The following is a 15,016-nucleotide window of genomic DNA, read 5'->3' as shown; positions in this document are numbered from 1 at the left end:
GCGCCGCGCTGCGCCGCCGCCCGCTGCGCCGCGCCGCGCTGCGCCGCGCTGCCGCGCGCGCACCCCCGCGAGCGGTGCGAAAAGTGCGATCTTGGGCACGCGCATCCAACGTTTGGCACCGCTCGCCGGGCGTGGGATGCGCGTACGGCGTGCGGGGTGGCGCGCGGGGGGTGCGGGGGTGCACGGGTGCGGCGTGGCGCTTGCGTGACCCGCGCGAGCGGTGCGAATAATGCGATCTTGGGCCTGCGCATCCGACGTTTGGCACCGCTCGCGGGATGTGGGAGGCGCGGGCGGGGTGGTGCGCGGCCGGTGCGTGGTGCGCGGGGGTGGGGCGCGGGGGCGCGCGCGGGGTGTGGCGCGCGGGGGCGCGGGGTGGTGCGTGCGCGACCCGCGCGAGCGGTGCGAATAGTGCGGTCTTGGGCCTGCGGATCCGACGTTTGGCACCGCTCGCGGGATGTGGTGGTGGTGCGGGGGTGCGCGGGTGCGGGGGTGCGCGGGGGTGCGCGGGGGTGTGGGTGCGCGGGGCTAGGCGTCGAGGGCGGCGCGGGCGGCCGCGAGGGCGGCGGAGGGGTCGGCGCCGAGGGTGCGGGCGCGGGCCGCGTAGTCGGCGGCCGCCTGCTGGAGGGCGCGTTCGGCGGCATCCGCGGAGAAAGCGACGAACGAGCCGCTGCGTCCGCGGGTCTCGATGATGCCGTCGGACTCGAGTTCGCGGTAGGCGCGGGCGACCGTGTTGACCGCCAGTCCGAGCTGTTCGGCGAGGGCGCGCACCGTGGGGAGCTTGGATCCGGCGGCCAGCGCGCCGTCGCGTGCCGCATCCCGTATCTGGCGTCGCACCTGCTCGAAGGGAGCCTCGGCCGCCTCGGCGTCGATGGTGATGTTCACGCGCGACCCCCGGAGTGCTTCTCGAGGAACTCGTACACCGCGGTGGTGTCGACGCCGGTGAAGGTTCCGGTCGGCATGGCCGCGAGCAGTGAGGCGTTCAGCCGCGCGCTCGGCCACGCTTTCTCGGCCCAGCGCTGCGACAGCTGGGCGGGCGGCCGCCGGCAGCAGGACGGGTCGGGGCAGGTCGAGCGCAGGCGGCGTTGCGTGTCGCGCCCGCGGAACCACTTGACGTGCGCGAACGGGGTGCCCACGCTCACCGAGAAGTCGCCGGCAGCGGTCGATTGGATGCTCGAACTGCACCAATAGGTCCCGGCGGGCTTGTCGGTGTACTGGTGGAAGGGGCTCAGCCGGTCGGCGACCTCGAACACCTGGCGCGCACTCCACCAGCGGCAGACGATCTGCCCGTCGATCGCGCCGAGCGCATCCGTCGGGAACGCGGCGCCGTCGTTCTCGTAGGCCTTCGAGATGGTGCCGCTGGAGTGCACTTTGAGGAAGTGCACCGGCAGTCCCAGGTGCTCGGTGGCGAGGTTGGTGAAGCGGTGGGCGGCGGTCTCGTAGCTGACGGCGAAGGCATCCCGCAGGTCTTCGATGCTCAGTTCGCGCGCCTGTTTGGCGGTCGTGAGGAACGCGACGGCGCTCGCCTCGGGGATCAGCAGCGCGCCCGCGAGGTAGTTGGTCTCGACCCGCTGGCGCAGCAGCTCGGCGTAGTCGTGCGGCTCCTTCTTGTCGAGCACGTGCGCCGCGAGTGCCTGCAGCAGGGTCGTGCGCGGATCGGTGTCGCCGTGGCGCACCGGCAGGTAGATGCGCCCGTTCTCCTTATCGGTGACGCTGCGGGTGGAGGCGGGAAGGTCGGGCACGTAGTGCAGCGAGAACCCGAGGTGCGCGGCGAGTTCGGAGGCGACGCGCTGTGAGAGCGGACCGCCGGTGTGCCCGACGGCGGCCAGCAGCTCGCGCGCGGTCTGCTCCAACTCGGGGAAGTGGTTGCCGCGACGGCGCTGTTCGGCGCGGAGCTCGGCGTTCGCCCGTCGCGCCTCCTCGGGGGTGGCGGCGCGCTGCCGGTGCAGGCGCTCGAGCTCGTCGTGCAGCCGCAGGATGGTGGCGATCGCCTCGTCGCTGAGCCCTTTGCGCACGGGAACGGGCGGTAGCTCGAGCGAGGAGAAGATGGGGCCGCGCCCCGCCCGTTCGAGCGCGATCTCGAGGGCGTCTCGCGAGGTGGGCGGCTCGGGGGAGAGCAGGTCGTCGAGGCCGACCTCGAGGATGCGCGCGAAACGCTGCAGTTCGCCCACCTTGAGTTCGCGTTTGCCGTTTTCGATGACGGAGACCTGTGACGGCGCGCGGCCGATCGCCTGCGCGAGGACTTCCAGCGTCATCCCGCGGTCGGTGCGCAGCTGTCGGATGCGGCGGCCGATGGTGAGCGGATCGAGCATGTCTTCATCGTCGAGGGCGGTGGCGTCGAGTGGGGCCATTCCGACAGCATCCCAGGTCCGATTGTTCTTTGCATCAGAAATATTCGGGTATTTCTGGCTGCCAGAGCGAGAAGTTCGCGTTGCGGCGGGCGCACAGTCGAGACACGACTTCAGCAAAGGAGCAGTCCATGACCACCAACCCCGCGCGTCCCGGCGACCAGACACAGACCGCCGCCGAACTGCAGCACGACTGGGACACCAACCCGCGGTGGGCGAACATCCGCCGCGACTACACCGCCGACGACGTCATCGCCCTGCGCGGTCCGGTCCGAGAAGAGCGCACCCTCGCGCGGCGCGGAGCCGAGAACCTGTGGGAGCTCATCGAGGCCAACAGCGAGAACCCCGACGAGTGGGTGGCCGCGCTGGGAGCCCTCACCGGCAACCAGGCCGTGCAGCAGGTGCGTGCCGGGCTCAAGGCGATTTACCTCTCGGGCTGGCAGGTGGCGGGCGACGCCAACCTCTCGGGCCAGACCTACCCCGACCAGAGCCTCTACCCCGCCAACTCGGTGCCCGCGGTCGTGCGGCGCATCAACAACGCCCTGCAGCGCTCGGCGCAAATCGAGTTCTCGGAGGGCGACGCCTCTCGCGACTGGATGGTGCCGATCGTCGCCGACGCCGAGGCCGGCTTCGGCGGCCCGCTCAACGCCTACGAACTCATGCACTCGATGATCGAGGCCGGGGCGGCGGGCGTGCACTGGGAGGACCAGCTCGCGAGCGAGAAGAAGTGCGGGCACATGGGCGGCAAGGTGCTGATCCCGACCGGGCAGCACATCCGCACCCTCAACGCCGCGCGTCTCGCCGCCGACGTGGCCGACGTGCCGACGATCGTCATCGCGCGCACCGACTCGCTCGCGGCGACGCTCCTCACGAGCGACGTGGATGAGCGGGACCGCCCGTTCCTCTCCGGCGGCCGCACGAGCGAAGGCTTCTACGAGGTCGAGAACGGCATCGGTCCGGTGCTCGCTCGCGGTCACGCCTACGCCCCGTACGCCGACCTGTTGTGGGTGGAGTCGAGCGAGCCCGACCTGGAGCTGGCGCGCACCTTTGCCGAGAGCATCCACGCCGAGTTCCCCGGCCAGAAGCTCGCCTACAACTGCTCGCCGAGCTTCAACTGGAAGCGCCACCTCGACGACGACACCATCGCGAAGTTCCAGCGCGAGCTGTCGGCCATGGGATACGCCTTCCAATTCATCACGCTTGCCGGTTTCCACTCCCTGAACCACGGGATGTTCGAACTGGCCCAGGGCTACTCGACGCGGCACATGAGCGCCTACGTCGAGTTGCAGGAGGCGGAATTCGCCGCCGAATCCCGCGGATACACCGCGACCAAGCACCAGCGCGAGGTGGGAACCGGGTACTTCGACCGGATCTCCACTGCCCTCAACCCGGACAGTGCCACTCTCGCGCTCGTCGGCTCCACCGAGTCTGCGCAATTCCACTAGGACACGAGACACCAGGCACGACAAGGAGACGATCATGACTCACCCGATCCGGATGGAGGTGCTCGGTCCTCAGGACGAGAGCACCGCACGCATCCTCACGCCGGAAGCGCTGCGCTTCCTCACCCGACTGCACGACATCTTCGCCGGACGCCGCCAGGAGCGGCTCTCGGGGCGGATGCTGTTCCGTCACGCAATCGACAATGGACGCAACCTGCGCTTCCTCGACGAGACCAAGTCGGTCCGCGAGAACAGCGAGTGGCGCGTCGCCGGCGCCGGTCCCGGCCTTGAGGACCGTCGCGTTGAGATCACTGGCCCGACCGACCGCAAGATGACCATCAACGCGATGAATTCGGGCGCCAAGGTGTGGCTCGCCGACCACGAGGATGCGCTGAGCCCCACCTGGGCGAACGTCATCGGCGGTCAGCAGAATCTGTTCGACGCGATCCGTCGCCAGATCGACTTCACCTCGCCCGAGGGCAAGAGCTACACGCTCGGGGAGGAGACGCCGACGATCGTGTTCCGCCCGCGCGGCTGGCACCTGGTGGAGAAGCATCTGCGCTACACCGATCAGGCGGGGATCGCCTCGCCCGCGAGCGCCTCGCTCGTCGACTTCGGGCTGTACTTCTTCCACAACGCGCAGGAGCTGATCGCGCGCGGCGCCGGGCCGTACTTCTACCTGCCGAAGCTCGAGAACCACCTCGAGGCGCGGCTGTGGGATGACGTCTTCACGTTCAGCGAGAACGCGATCGGCATCCCGCACGGCACGATCCGTGCCACGGTGCTGATCGAGACCATCACGGCCGCCTTCGAGATGGACGAGATTCTGTACGAGCTGCGCGAGCACTGCGCGGGACTCAACGCGGGGCGCTGGGACTACATTTTCAGCATCATCAAGAACTTCCGCGGACGCGGGGCGCGCTTCACGCTCCCCGACCGCAAGGAGATCACGATGACGGTCCCGTTCATGCGCGCCTACACCGAGTTGCTCGTGCAGACCTGCCACAAGCGGGGCGCGCACGCGATCGGCGGCATGAGCGCGTTCATCCCGAACCGTCGCGATCCGGAGGTGACCGAGCGCGCGCTCGCGGCCGTGCAGGCCGATAAGCGCCGCGAGGCCGGCGACGGCTTCGACGGCACGTGGGTGGCGCATCCGGACCTGATTCCGACGGCGCGCGCCGAGTTCGACGCGGTGCTCGGCGAACGGCCGAACCAGCTGGACCGCCTGCGCGAAGAGGTGCATGTGACGGCGGCGCAGCTGACCGATCTCGACATCGACGGCCAAGTGACGGATGCGGGACTCGCCGCCAACGTGTCGATCGCGCTGCGCTATCTGGACAGCTGGCTGCGCGGGATCGGCGCGGCCGCGATCGACGACCTGATGGAGGATGCCGCCACCGCGGAGATCAGCCGATCGCAGCTCTGGCAGTGGATTCGCCAGGGCGTCGTGACGGCGGAGGGCACGCGCGTGACGGCGGAGCTGGTCGAGAACCTGCTCGCGCGTGAGGTCGCCGAGCGCGGCGGCGAGGGTTCGCGCATCGATGATGCGGCGGAGCTGTTCCGCGAGGTGACGCTGGGGGAGGAGTTCCCGACCTTCCTCACGATTGCGGCGTACTCGCGCTACCTGGTCGACCCGATCGCCGCGACTCCCCGCGCACGGGGGATGGTGGCGGCCTAGTCAGCCGCGACCGACCATGCCGCGGTCCCGCTCAGCGTTGAGCGGGACCGCGGCTCTCGCGTTCAGTCGTAGTTGCGGTGGATGAGCCGGCTGAGCACGATCGCGCTGCGCGTGTGGTCGACGCTGGGGGCGACGCGCACCTTTTCGAGGGCATCCTCGAGCGAGGGGATGTCGCGCGAGCGCAGCAGCACCACCGCATCCGCTTCGCCGGTGACGGTGCTGGCGTCGACGACCTCGGGTACCCCTTGCAGGATGCGTTTCAGCTCGTCGGGGGCGACGGTGCCGCGGCAGAACAGCTCGACCCAGGCTTCGGTCGCGAGGCCATCGACCTTCGGGTCGACCTGGATTGTGAAGGCGCGGATGACGCCGTCGGCGACGAGGCGATCGACGCGCCGTTTCACCGCGGAGGCGGAGAGGCCGATTCGGTCGCCGATTTCGCCGTATCCGGCGCGCGAGTTGTGACGTAGCAGGTCGAGAATTCCGTAGTCGAGGTTGTCCACGCCCCGATCGTACGCGGAAAACGTGCGTCAAAGCCACCAATCACGGCGAAAACATGCGCACGCTGGCCGATTACATCGGAAGTGTGCGTGCAACACTGGAGAGCATGACCATGACTGACGCCGCCTCACGTGCCCCGGAACGCGTTGCGACGCGTCGCACCGTGCTCATGTGCCGACCCGAGTTCTTCACGGTCAGCTACCGGATCAACCCGTGGATGCATCCGGAGCAGCCCACCGACACGAGCCTCGCCGTGCGGCAGTGGGAGGAGCTCTCCCGGATCTACCGCGAGCTCGGCTTCGACGTGCACCTGATCGACCCCGTCGAGGGCCTGCCGGACATGGTCTACGCGGCCAACGGCGGGTTCACCCTCGACGGCATCGCCTACGGGGCACGGTTCCAGTACGCCGAGCGCGGACCCGAAGGCCCCGCCTACCTGGACTGGTTCGCCGCCAACGGCTTCGAACCGCGGGAGCCGGTGTCGACCAATGAGGGCGAAGGCGACTTCCTGTTGGTCGGTGACACCATCTTCGCCGGCACCGGATTCCGCAGCGATACCGCGAGCCACGATGAGCTCCGCCGCATCTTCGATCGTGAGGTCGTCACGCTGCGCCTGGTCGACCCGAGTTTCTACCACCTGGACACAGCGTTCGCGGTGCTCGACTCGAACGGAGGACCGGGAAGCGTCGCTTACCTTCCGACCGCGTTCGACGCCGAGAGCCGGGCGATCCTCGAGGAGCGTTTCCCCGACGCCATCCACGTCACCGACGAGGATGCCGCGGTGCTCGGGCTGAACAGCTTCAGCGATGGGCGCAACGTGGTGATCGCCGCGCGGGCCGAGGACTTCGGGCGGCAACTGCGGGAGCGCGGGTTCGTCCCGCATCCGGTCGACCTGTCGGAGTTGCTGCTCGGCGGCGGCGGCGTCAAGTGCTGCACCTTGGAACTGCGCCGATGACCGCGCTCGACTCGCGCGGTCTCCTCGACCAGGTGGAGGAGTTCGGGGCGCACAACTACCACCCGCTTCCGGTCGTGATCGCGAAGGGGGAGGGGGCGTGGCTGACCGATGTCGAGGGGCGCCGCTACCTCGACTGTCTCGCCGCCTATTCGGCCGTCAACTTCGGGCACTCGCATCCGGGGCTCGTCGCGGTGGCGAAGGAGCAGCTGGACCGGATCACGCTGACCAGCCGCGCCTTCCACAACGACCGGCTGGGGCCGTTCCTCGAGGCGCTGGCACGGCTGGCGCACAAAGACATGGTGCTGCCGATGAACACCGGCGCCGAGGCGGTGGAGAGCGCCATCAAGGTGGCACGCGCCTGGGGGTATCGCGTGAAGGGTGTGCCGCACGACCGGGCGACGATCATCGTGGCAGACGGCAACTTCCATGGCCGCACCACCACGATCATCAGCTTCTCCAACGACGCGGAGGCGCGGGCCGACTTCGGTCCGTACACGCCAGGCTTCGTGAGCGTGCCCTATGGGGATGCGGAGGCGCTCGCCGCGGCGATCGACGAGACCACCGTGGCGGTGTTGGTGGAGCCGATCCAGGGTGAGGCGGGGATCGTGATCCCACCCGCCGAGTACCTGCCCGAGGTGCGGCGGGTGACGCGGGAGCGCAACGTGCTGTTCATCGCCGACGAGATCCAGTCGGGCCTGGGCCGCACGGGGGCGACGTTCCAGTGCGACAATGTCGGCGTCGTGCCGGACATGTATCTGCTCGGCAAGGCGCTCGGTGCGGGGATCGTCCCGGTGAGCGCGGTGGTCGCGGATCGTGACGTGCTCGGGGTGCTGCGCCCCGGCGAGCACGGGTCGACCTTCGGCGGCAACCCTCTGGCCGCCGCCGTGGGGCATGCCGTGGTCGAACTGCTGGAGTCGGGCGAGATGCAGTTGCGCGCGCGCGAGCTCGGTGCGGTGCTCGAGGCGCGGCTTCGCGCGCTGATCGGGCACGGCGTTGTCGCCGTGCGTGCCGCGGGGCTGTGGGCCGGGGTCGATATCGATCCGACGCTGGCGACCGGCCGACGGGTGTGCGAGCTGCTTCTCGACCGCGGAGTGCTGGCGAAGGACACCCACGGCTCGACGATTCGGTTCGCGCCGCCGATCGTGATCGAGAGCGCCGATCTGGAGTGGGCGGTCGATCAACTCGAGGCGGTGCTGGGCGAGCTCTCTCGTCCGTGAGCAAGGCACGACTGGCGTCAGAAGTGAAGTTAGCCTAACCTAACCTCTGTCAATGGCGACGGTTCCGCTTCCCTGCTCTCTCCTGGAGTCCACATCCCCATGCGATCTTCGCGTTTCCTTCCCCTGCTCGCCCTCACCGCCAGCGCGGCGCTCCTCGCCGGGTGCTCGGCATCGCCCAGCACCGACCCGACCGACGAGCTCACCGCGGACGGTGCTTTCACGCTGTACTCCGGGCGCGACGAAGAACTGATCCAGCCGCTCATCGACCTGTTCGAGGAGCAGTCCGGCATCGAGGTCGACGTGCGTTACGGCAACACCGCCGAACTCGGCGCGCTGCTGCTCGAAGAGGGGGAGGCGAGCCCCGCGCAGGTCTTCCTGTCACAGGATGCCGGCGCGCTCGGCGCCCTCAGCCAGGTCGGCCTGTTCGCCACGCTGCCCGACGACATCACCGACGCGGTTCCGGCGGGATTCACCTCGACCGATGACAGCTGGGTCGGCATCACGGGACGCGCGCGCGTCGTCGTCTACGACGGCGAGGAGCTCACCGCGGAGGAGCTGCCCGACACCGTCCTCGACTACGTCGAGCCCGAGTGGGCGGGCCGCCTGGGTCTGCCGCCGGGGAACGCGAGCTTCCAGTCCTTCGTCACCGCCCTGCGCGTCCTGGAGGGCGAGCAGGCCGCCGAGGAGTGGGTCGAAGCTCTCGCCGATAACGACCTCCAGATCTTCGAGAACAACACCGCGACCCTCACCGCGGTTAACGAAGGTGCGCTCGACGTCGGGCTGATCAACCACTACTACTGGTTCCGTCAGGCCGCCGAGGTCGGCGCCGACAACATGCGCGCGCAGCTGAAGTTCCTCGAGGCCGGCGATGCCGGTTCGGTCGTCAACGTCACCGGCGCGGGCATCCTCAGCGGGGCGGCCGGCGACGCCGACGCGCTCGAGTTCGTGCGGTTCCTGGTCGCCGAGGAGGCGCAGGCCTACTTCGTCGAGCAGACCTTCGAGTACCCCTTGCTGCCCGGCGTTGCCGCCCCCGAGGGGCTTCCGGCCCTCGACTCGCTCGTCAACCCCGAGCTCGATCTGAGCGACCTCGACGACCTGTCGACGACGCAGGAGCTGCTCGCGCGCTACGGCCTCATCTAGCGACACGGTCGCGCGAGCGGCGAGGCGGCGGGGCGTCCCGCATCCTCGCCGCCGCGCGCCACACTCGGGAATGGTGCAATAGAGCGATGATCATCGCGCCGGAAGCCGTCGAGCCGCCCCCGCGGACGGCTCTCGCGACCGCGCCCGCAGGTCCGGCCCGGCCGCCGGTGCCGCTCGTACTCGCGGCAGGCATCGCCGCGGCGGCCGCCGCCATTCCGCTCGTCTACCTCGTGGTGCGAGCCGCAGGCGGCGGCATCGAGACGATGCTCGACATTCTGGCCCGCCCGCGCGTCCTTGAGTATGCGGCCAACTCGGTGGGGCTCGCCGCGGCCGTCACGGTGACCGCACTCGTCCTCGGCACCGCGACCGCGGTCGTGCTGAGTCGACTGCGCGTCCCCTTCCCCCGCACCTGGCTGCTCGTCTCCTCCCTGCCGCTCGCGGTGCCCTCCTACCTCGCGGGCTACGGCTGGCTTGTGACGCTCCCAGCGATCAATGGATTCCTGCCGAGCTGGATCCTGCTGACCGCCGTCACCGTGCCGTACGTGACGTTGCCGGTCGCGGCAGCCCTGCGCGGGGCATCCGGCGATCTGGAGGGCGTCGCCCGCACGCTCGGCCGAGGGCCCCTCAGGGCGTTCTTCGTGGCGACCTGGCCGCAGGTGCGCCCTGCCGCGATCGCCGGTTCGCTGCTCGTCGCGCTGTACTCGTTGAGCGACTTCGGACTGGTCGCGATGATGCGATTCCCGACGCTCACCTGGGGCATCAACCAGGCGTATTCGGCGAGTTTCGATCGGGCGCAGGCCGCGGTGCTGGCGCTGCTGCTGGTGGTGCTCGCCCTGCTCGTGGTCGTCGGGGAGCGTGGCGCGCGCGGGCAGCTGCCGCGGCAGGCGGCCCGGGCGGTCGCGCCCCGCAGCGTGCGGCGCGGGGTGCTCGTCGCCCTGCTGCCGGTCGTCGCCGCGGCCCCGGTCGTTGGCGTCGCGGTGCCGATGCTCGGGCTGCTGTCACGCCTGCTCGAAGCGCAGACCCTGCGCGAGCTCGACCTGGCGCGACTGCTCGCCGCGGTCGGTGCGACCGTGGGAGTCGCGGTGGGGGCGGCGCTGCTTGCGGTGCTGCTCGCGCTCCCCGTCGCGGCACTCGCGAGCCGCTACCGCGGTCGCCTCGTCACGGTGCTCGAGTCGGTGAGCTACCTCGGCCACGCCCTGCCCGGCATCGTCGTCGGTCTTTCGCTCGTGTTCTTCGCGCTCGCGGTCGTTCCGACGCTCTATCAGAGCGTCGTCGTGCTGGTGTTCGCCTACGCCGTGCTGTTCGCACCCAAGGCGATCAGCACCATGCGGGCGGGTCTCGGGGATGTGCCCCCGCGACTGGTCGCCGTCGCCCGGACCCTCGGTGATTCGCCGATCCGCGCCTGGTGGCGCGTGACGGTGCCGATGGCGCTGCCGAGCGTCGGCATCGGCGCCCTGCTCGTGGCCATCGCGACCATGAAAGAATTGCCCGCGACGCTGCTGCTGCGCCCCACCGGGGTGTCGACGCTCGCCACCGAACTGTGGAACCGCACCGTGATCGTCGAGTACGGCGCCGCCGCACCGTATGCCGCGATGCTCGTGCTGCTGGCCGCCGTCCCCGCGGTCGTGCTCTCCGGGGTCCGCACCGTCGCCAAGGAGGAGCTGTGAGCGATCTCGTCATCGACGGGGTGAGCGTGACCCATGGGTCGACGCTCGCCGTCGACGACGTGTCGCTGCGCATCGACCGCGGCGATCTCGTGGCCGTGCTCGGCCCGAGCGGATGCGGTAAGACGACCCTGCTGCTTGCCATCGCCGGGCTGCTGCCGATCGGGGCCGGTTCGATCCGCATCGGGTCGCGCGAGCTCTCCCGACCCGGTCGCACGGTTCCGCCCGAGAAGCGCGGCATCGGCTGGGTGCCGCAGGAGGCCTCCCTGTTTCCGCATCTCACGGTCGGCGACAACATCGGGTTCGCGGTGCCGCGCGGGCGCGGGGCGGCGTCGAGTCGAGAGCGGCGGATCGCCGAGCTTGCGGAGCTCGTCGGCCTGGGCGGTCTCACGGGGCGCGCCCCCAACCAGCTCTCCGGCGGGCAGGGGCAGCGCGTGTCACTCGCGCGGGCGCTCGCGCCGCGCCCGGAGCTCCTGCTCCTCGACGAGCCCTTCGCCGCCCTCGATACCCAGTTGCGCGTGGGGCTCCGCCGCGAGGTCGCCGAGCTGCTGCGCGCGCAGGGCACGACCTCGCTTCTGGTCACCCATGACCAGGAGGAGGCGCTCACGCTCGCCGACAAGGTGGCGGTGCTGCGCGAGGGCCGCCTGGAACAGTTCGGCACGCCCGCCGAGATCTATCAGCACCCGGCCTCGGATTGGGTCGCCTCCTTCGTCGGCGATGTCGTCGAGCTCGAGGGGCGGTGGCGCGGCGGACGCGTGATGTGCGCGCTTGGCGCGGTCGAGGCCTCCGCGGTGGGGTTCGCTCCCGCCGACGGCGATCCGGTGCGTCTGATGCTCCGACCGGAGTGGATCATGCCGCGGCCGGAACTGCTCGCGCACGCCGCCGCCGGTGCGGATGCCCGGGTGACCGCGATCTCGTACGCGGGTCACGACGCCATGGTCTCGTGCGAGGTGGTGGGAGGCCCGAGCGTGCGGATGCGCATGGCAACGGTGGAGCTGCCCGCCGTCGGGGATGAGGTGCGTCTGGCCGTGCAGCGGCCCGGCCTCGCCTTTCCGCCGGCGACGCCCTGGGGCGACACTGCGGACTGACACCCGCTGGTAGCGTCGGCGGGGTGACTTCGCTCCCCTCGACACTGCCGTCGTCCCGCCATACTCCGTTGCGTGGGGGTCCGACACTGCGCTGGGGTGTCCTCGCTCCCGGCCGCATCGCGAACGCCTGGGTCTCGACGGTGCACGCCAACACCGACCAACGGGTCGTCGCCGTGGCTTCGCGGTCCGCCGAGCGCGCGGCGGCCTTTGCCTCGCAGCACGGGATTGCCCGCTCATACGGAGATTACGCGGCGCTCGTCGGCGATCCGGAGGTGGACATCGTCTACATCGCGGCGCCGCACAGCGAGCACCGCGCGCTCGCCGAAATGGCGACCGCGGCCGGCAAGCACGTCTTGATCGAGAAGCCGATCGCGACGAACGCGGAGGATGCCGAAGCCATCGCCGCCGCCGCCCGGAGCGCGGGCGTCTTCGCGATGGAGGCGATGTGGTCGAGGTTCCTGCCGCAAACGACGGTGCTTCGCCAACTGCTCGACGACGGAGCTCTGGGCGCACCGCGTCAGGTGGCTGCCGACTTCGGTGCCCGGTTCCCGTTCGATCCGCACAGCCGCGCGTTCGATCCCGCGCTCGGCGGGGGAAGCCTGCTCGACCTCGGCGTGTACACCGTGTGGTTTTCGGGATTCGTTCTCGGGCTCGAGCCGGCCCGCGTGACGGCGCACGGCAGCCTTGCGGTGACCGGCGTCGATGAACAGGCCGTCGTCACGCTCGACTATGGAACGGCGACCGCGGTGGCCAGCTCGAGCATGGTCGCCCACACGCCGATCGGCGCCACCATCGGCGCGGAGGGTGCGGTGGTGTCCTTCCAGTCTCCGTTCTGCGGCGTCGGCGGGTTCACCGTCACCGCCGGGGAGGAGCGGCTCGACTGGCGCGATCCGGCGCCGTTGATTTGGAATGACGGGCTCTGCTACCAGGTGACCGCCGCGGCCGCGCATGTCGCGGCAGGCCGCACCGAGGCGCCGGAGCACCCGCTCGAGCAGAGCATCCAACAACTGCGCATCATCGACGAGGCCCGGCGCCAGCTCGGCGCCGCCTGAGCCGCGCGGATAGCCTGGTCGGGTGACCGCGTTGACTCCGGAACTCCTGGCCCGCATCCGTTCGCGCGCGGCCGGGTACGACCGCGACAACACGTTCTTCGCCGAGGACCTCGACGAGTTGCGCGCGGCGGGGTATCTCGCGCCGCGGTCGCTGCTCGAGACGGCGCGCGACCAGCGCCTCCTGGCGGCTCACGCCCCCGCGACGGCGCTCGGCATCAACATGCACCTCGTCTGGGTGGGGGTCGCGCGGGTGCTGCACGAGCGCGGTGACGCGAGCCTCGACTGGGTGCTGCGGGATGCCGAGGCGGGCGAGCTGTTCGCCTTCGGCAACAGCGAACCCGGCAACGATCTCGTGCTCTGGGACTCGCTGACGACCGTCGACACCGTCGACGGCGGTTACGCCTTCACGGGCACCAAGATCTTCACATCGCTCGCCCCGGCCTGGACCCGCCTCGGGGTGTTCGGCAAGCAGCTCGATGGCCCCGACGGGCCGCGCCTCGTGCACGGGTTTCTCACGCGCGACGACGCCGGCGTGACGACGCTCGACGACTGGGACACCCTCGGGATGCGCGCCACCCAGAGCCGCACCACGAAGCTCGACGGCGCCGTCGTGCCCCAGGAGCGCATTTCGCGCTTCCTGCCCGTGGGCCCGAACGCGGATCCGTTCGTGTTCGCGATCTTCGCCAACTTCCTGCTGCTGATCGGCTCCGTCTATGCGGGCATCGCCGACCGTGCGCTCGAGCTCGGGGTCGAGGCCGTGCGGCGCCGCACGAGCGTGAAGACGGGCCAGACCTACGACCGCGACCCCGACTTCCGGTGGCGCCTCGCCGAGGCGGCGCTCGCCCTCGACGCGCTCGCCCCGGACCTCGACACGTTGGCCGCCGACGTCGACAACCTGGTCGACCACGGCGCCCTGTGGTTCCGCAAACTCACGGGGGCCAAGCACCGCGCGACGGAGACGGCGCGCGTGGTCGTCGATCACGCGATGCGCTCCGCGGGCGGCGGCGGCTATCGCTCGTCGAGTGAGTTGGCGCGGCTGCAGCGCGATGTGCTCGCGGGCATCTATCACCCGAGCGACACCGAAAGCGTGCACGCGACGGTCGCGAGCCACCTGCTCGGCCCGCTGCCCTAGTTCGAGCGATCAGCGCCCCTGGAGCCTGCTCCACCACGAGCGCCGGGGCGGCGTGATCCACCCCGCCGCGGCGAGCCAGGCTGCGCACTGGCGGGTCCAGCCCGAGGGGAGTGCGAACTCCTCGGCGAGGCCGAGTCCGTGGCGACCGTCACCACTCGGGTAGACGTGCAGACTGTGGCGAACTCCGGCTGCGGCGAGCGACTGCGCAAGCAGGTAACTGTGCTCGACCGGCACCGCCGGGTCGTCGGAGGTGTGCCAGACGAAGAACGGCGGCGCCTCCGGGGTGACGAGGCGCTCGAGGGACGTCTCGGCTCGGAGCTCCGGCGACGGGTCCGGGCCGAGCAGGTTGGCGCGCGAGCCTGCGTGCGTGTCGAGCAGCATCGACACGACCGGGTAGCCGAGGATCGCGAAATCGACCCGCTCCTCCTCGCGGGCGCCAGGGGCGAGAGCGGCGTGGCCGGCGGCGTGGCCGCCCGCGGAGAAGCCGAGCAGGCCGACGCGGGTCGCCCCTGTGTTTCGAGTGCGTCGGATCTCGTCGCGAATCGCTTCGAGCACCGCGGGGTGCCGTGTGTGGACCGGGTAGCGGAAGACGTGCGCCGTCACGCCCACGCCACGGAGCCACGTCGCGACCGGCTCGGCCTCGTGATCGGCGTGCATGCCGTACCCGCCTCCGGGGAGAACAATCACGTGCGTGTTCATGGCTCCAGTCTGCCGCCTCGAATCCCGAAGCCGTGCGAGTCTGCGCCGCAGCTTAGGTTTGCCTAAGCTGGTGGTGTGTGCGCTGCGCGCCGCACAGAAAGGCTGT

General features: G+C 70.4%; 13 protein-coding genes. 9 read left to right on the top strand and 4 right to left on the bottom strand.

The window, feature by feature from the left end:
• Positions 1-525: 525 nt before the first annotated feature.
• Both QZ258_RS10010 and QZ258_RS10005 read right to left on the bottom strand, forming a co-directional pair.
• On the bottom strand, positions 526-882 hold the full coding sequence (locus QZ258_RS10010; RefSeq protein ID WP_294181151.1) for a GntR family transcriptional regulator: 357 nt from the start codon (positions 880-882) through the stop codon (positions 526-528).
• On the bottom strand, positions 879-2,348 hold the full coding sequence (locus QZ258_RS10005; RefSeq protein ID WP_294181149.1) for a helix-turn-helix transcriptional regulator: 1,470 nt from the start codon (positions 2,346-2,348) through the stop codon (positions 879-881). The genes QZ258_RS10010 and QZ258_RS10005 overlap by 4 nt, the downstream gene beginning before the upstream one ends.
• A gap of 128 nt (positions 2,349-2,476) precedes the next feature.
• Between QZ258_RS10005 and aceA the strand changes: the two genes are divergently transcribed.
• Positions 2,477-3,790, top strand: a complete 1,314-nt coding sequence (aceA, locus tag QZ258_RS10000) for an isocitrate lyase (protein ID WP_294181146.1) — start codon at positions 2,477-2,479, stop codon at positions 3,788-3,790.
• Positions 3,791-3,824: 34 nt separating this feature from the next.
• Positions 3,825-5,465, top strand: coding sequence for a malate synthase A (aceB, locus tag QZ258_RS09995; RefSeq protein WP_294181144.1), 1,641 nt, complete (start codon positions 3,825-3,827; stop codon positions 5,463-5,465).
• A gap of 62 nt (positions 5,466-5,527) precedes the next feature.
• On the opposite strand, the gene QZ258_RS09990 is transcribed toward aceB, so the two are convergent.
• Positions 5,528-5,965, bottom strand: a complete 438-nt coding sequence (locus QZ258_RS09990; protein WP_294181142.1) for an Lrp/AsnC family transcriptional regulator — start codon at positions 5,963-5,965, stop codon at positions 5,528-5,530.
• Between the two features lie 104 nt (positions 5,966-6,069).
• Between QZ258_RS09990 and ddaH the strand changes: the two genes are divergently transcribed.
• The 7 genes from ddaH (at position 6,070) to QZ258_RS09955 (ending at position 14,211) form a co-directional block, all read left to right on the top strand.
• Complete coding sequence (ddaH, locus tag QZ258_RS09985) at positions 6,070-6,918, top strand: dimethylargininase (RefSeq protein WP_294181140.1); 849 nt, start codon at positions 6,070-6,072, stop codon at positions 6,916-6,918.
• The gene (gene rocD / locus QZ258_RS09980; protein ID WP_294181138.1) at positions 6,915-8,135 is read left to right on the top strand and encodes an ornithine--oxo-acid transaminase; all 1,221 of its coding nucleotides are present in this window, start codon (positions 6,915-6,917) and stop codon (positions 8,133-8,135) included. Before ddaH ends, rocD begins: the two co-directional genes overlap by 4 nt.
• Positions 8,136-8,234: 99 nt before the next feature.
• Positions 8,235-9,275: an iron ABC transporter substrate-binding protein gene (locus QZ258_RS09975; protein ID WP_294181136.1), complete on the top strand. Its 1,041-nt coding sequence runs from the start codon at positions 8,235-8,237 to the stop codon at positions 9,273-9,275.
• 86 nt (positions 9,276-9,361) lie between these two features.
• The gene (locus QZ258_RS09970; protein ID WP_294181134.1) at positions 9,362-10,942 is read left to right on the top strand and encodes an iron ABC transporter permease; all 1,581 of its coding nucleotides are present in this window, start codon (positions 9,362-9,364) and stop codon (positions 10,940-10,942) included.
• Positions 10,939-12,027: an ABC transporter ATP-binding protein gene (locus QZ258_RS09965; RefSeq protein ID WP_294181132.1), complete on the top strand. Its 1,089-nt coding sequence runs from the start codon at positions 10,939-10,941 to the stop codon at positions 12,025-12,027. The genes QZ258_RS09970 and QZ258_RS09965 overlap by 4 nt, the downstream gene beginning before the upstream one ends.
• Positions 12,028-12,050: 23 nt before the next feature.
• The gene (locus tag QZ258_RS09960; protein WP_294181130.1) at positions 12,051-13,079 is read left to right on the top strand and encodes a Gfo/Idh/MocA family protein; all 1,029 of its coding nucleotides are present in this window, start codon (positions 12,051-12,053) and stop codon (positions 13,077-13,079) included.
• A 22-nt stretch (positions 13,080-13,101) separates the two neighbouring features.
• Entirely contained in the window at positions 13,102-14,211 is a 1,110-nt protein-coding gene (locus QZ258_RS09955) for an acyl-CoA dehydrogenase family protein (protein ID WP_294181128.1), read from the top strand.
• Between the two features lie 9 nt (positions 14,212-14,220).
• Here the strand turns inward: QZ258_RS09955 and QZ258_RS09950 are convergent, their stop codons facing one another.
• Entirely contained in the window at positions 14,221-14,910 is a 690-nt protein-coding gene (locus tag QZ258_RS09950; RefSeq protein WP_294181126.1) for an alpha/beta hydrolase, read from the bottom strand.
• Between the last annotated feature and the right edge of the window lie 106 nt (positions 14,911-15,016).

Source organism: uncultured Schumannella sp., from assembly GCF_905479755.1.
Classification (GTDB): domain Bacteria; phylum Actinomycetota; class Actinomycetes; order Actinomycetales; family Microbacteriaceae; genus DCRR01.
Note: the sequence above shows the minus strand (reverse complement) of the source record. Positions and strands in the feature narration are given on the sequence as shown.

What these genes read in the sequence shown, in the direction of transcription:
- QZ258_RS10005 (WP_294181149.1), bottom strand. Translation starts at nt 2,348, where the DNA reads ATGGCCCCACTCGACGCCACCGCCCTCGACGATGAAGACATGCTCGAT.
- aceA (WP_294181146.1), top strand. Translation starts at nt 2,477, where the DNA reads ATGACCACCAACCCCGCGCGTCCCGGCGACCAGACACAGACCGCCGCC.
- aceB (WP_294181144.1), top strand. Translation starts at nt 3,825, where the DNA reads ATGACTCACCCGATCCGGATGGAGGTGCTCGGTCCTCAGGACGAGAGC.
- ddaH (WP_294181140.1), top strand. Translation starts at nt 6,070, where the DNA reads ATGACCATGACTGACGCCGCCTCACGTGCCCCGGAACGCGTTGCGACG.
- rocD (WP_294181138.1), top strand. Translation starts at nt 6,915, where the DNA reads ATGACCGCGCTCGACTCGCGCGGTCTCCTCGACCAGGTGGAGGAGTTC.
- QZ258_RS09975 (WP_294181136.1), top strand. Translation starts at nt 8,235, where the DNA reads ATGCGATCTTCGCGTTTCCTTCCCCTGCTCGCCCTCACCGCCAGCGCG.
- QZ258_RS09970 (WP_294181134.1), top strand. Translation starts at nt 9,362, where the DNA reads ATGATCATCGCGCCGGAAGCCGTCGAGCCGCCCCCGCGGACGGCTCTC.
- QZ258_RS09950 (WP_294181126.1), bottom strand. Translation starts at nt 14,910, where the DNA reads ATGAACACGCACGTGATTGTTCTCCCCGGAGGCGGGTACGGCATGCAC.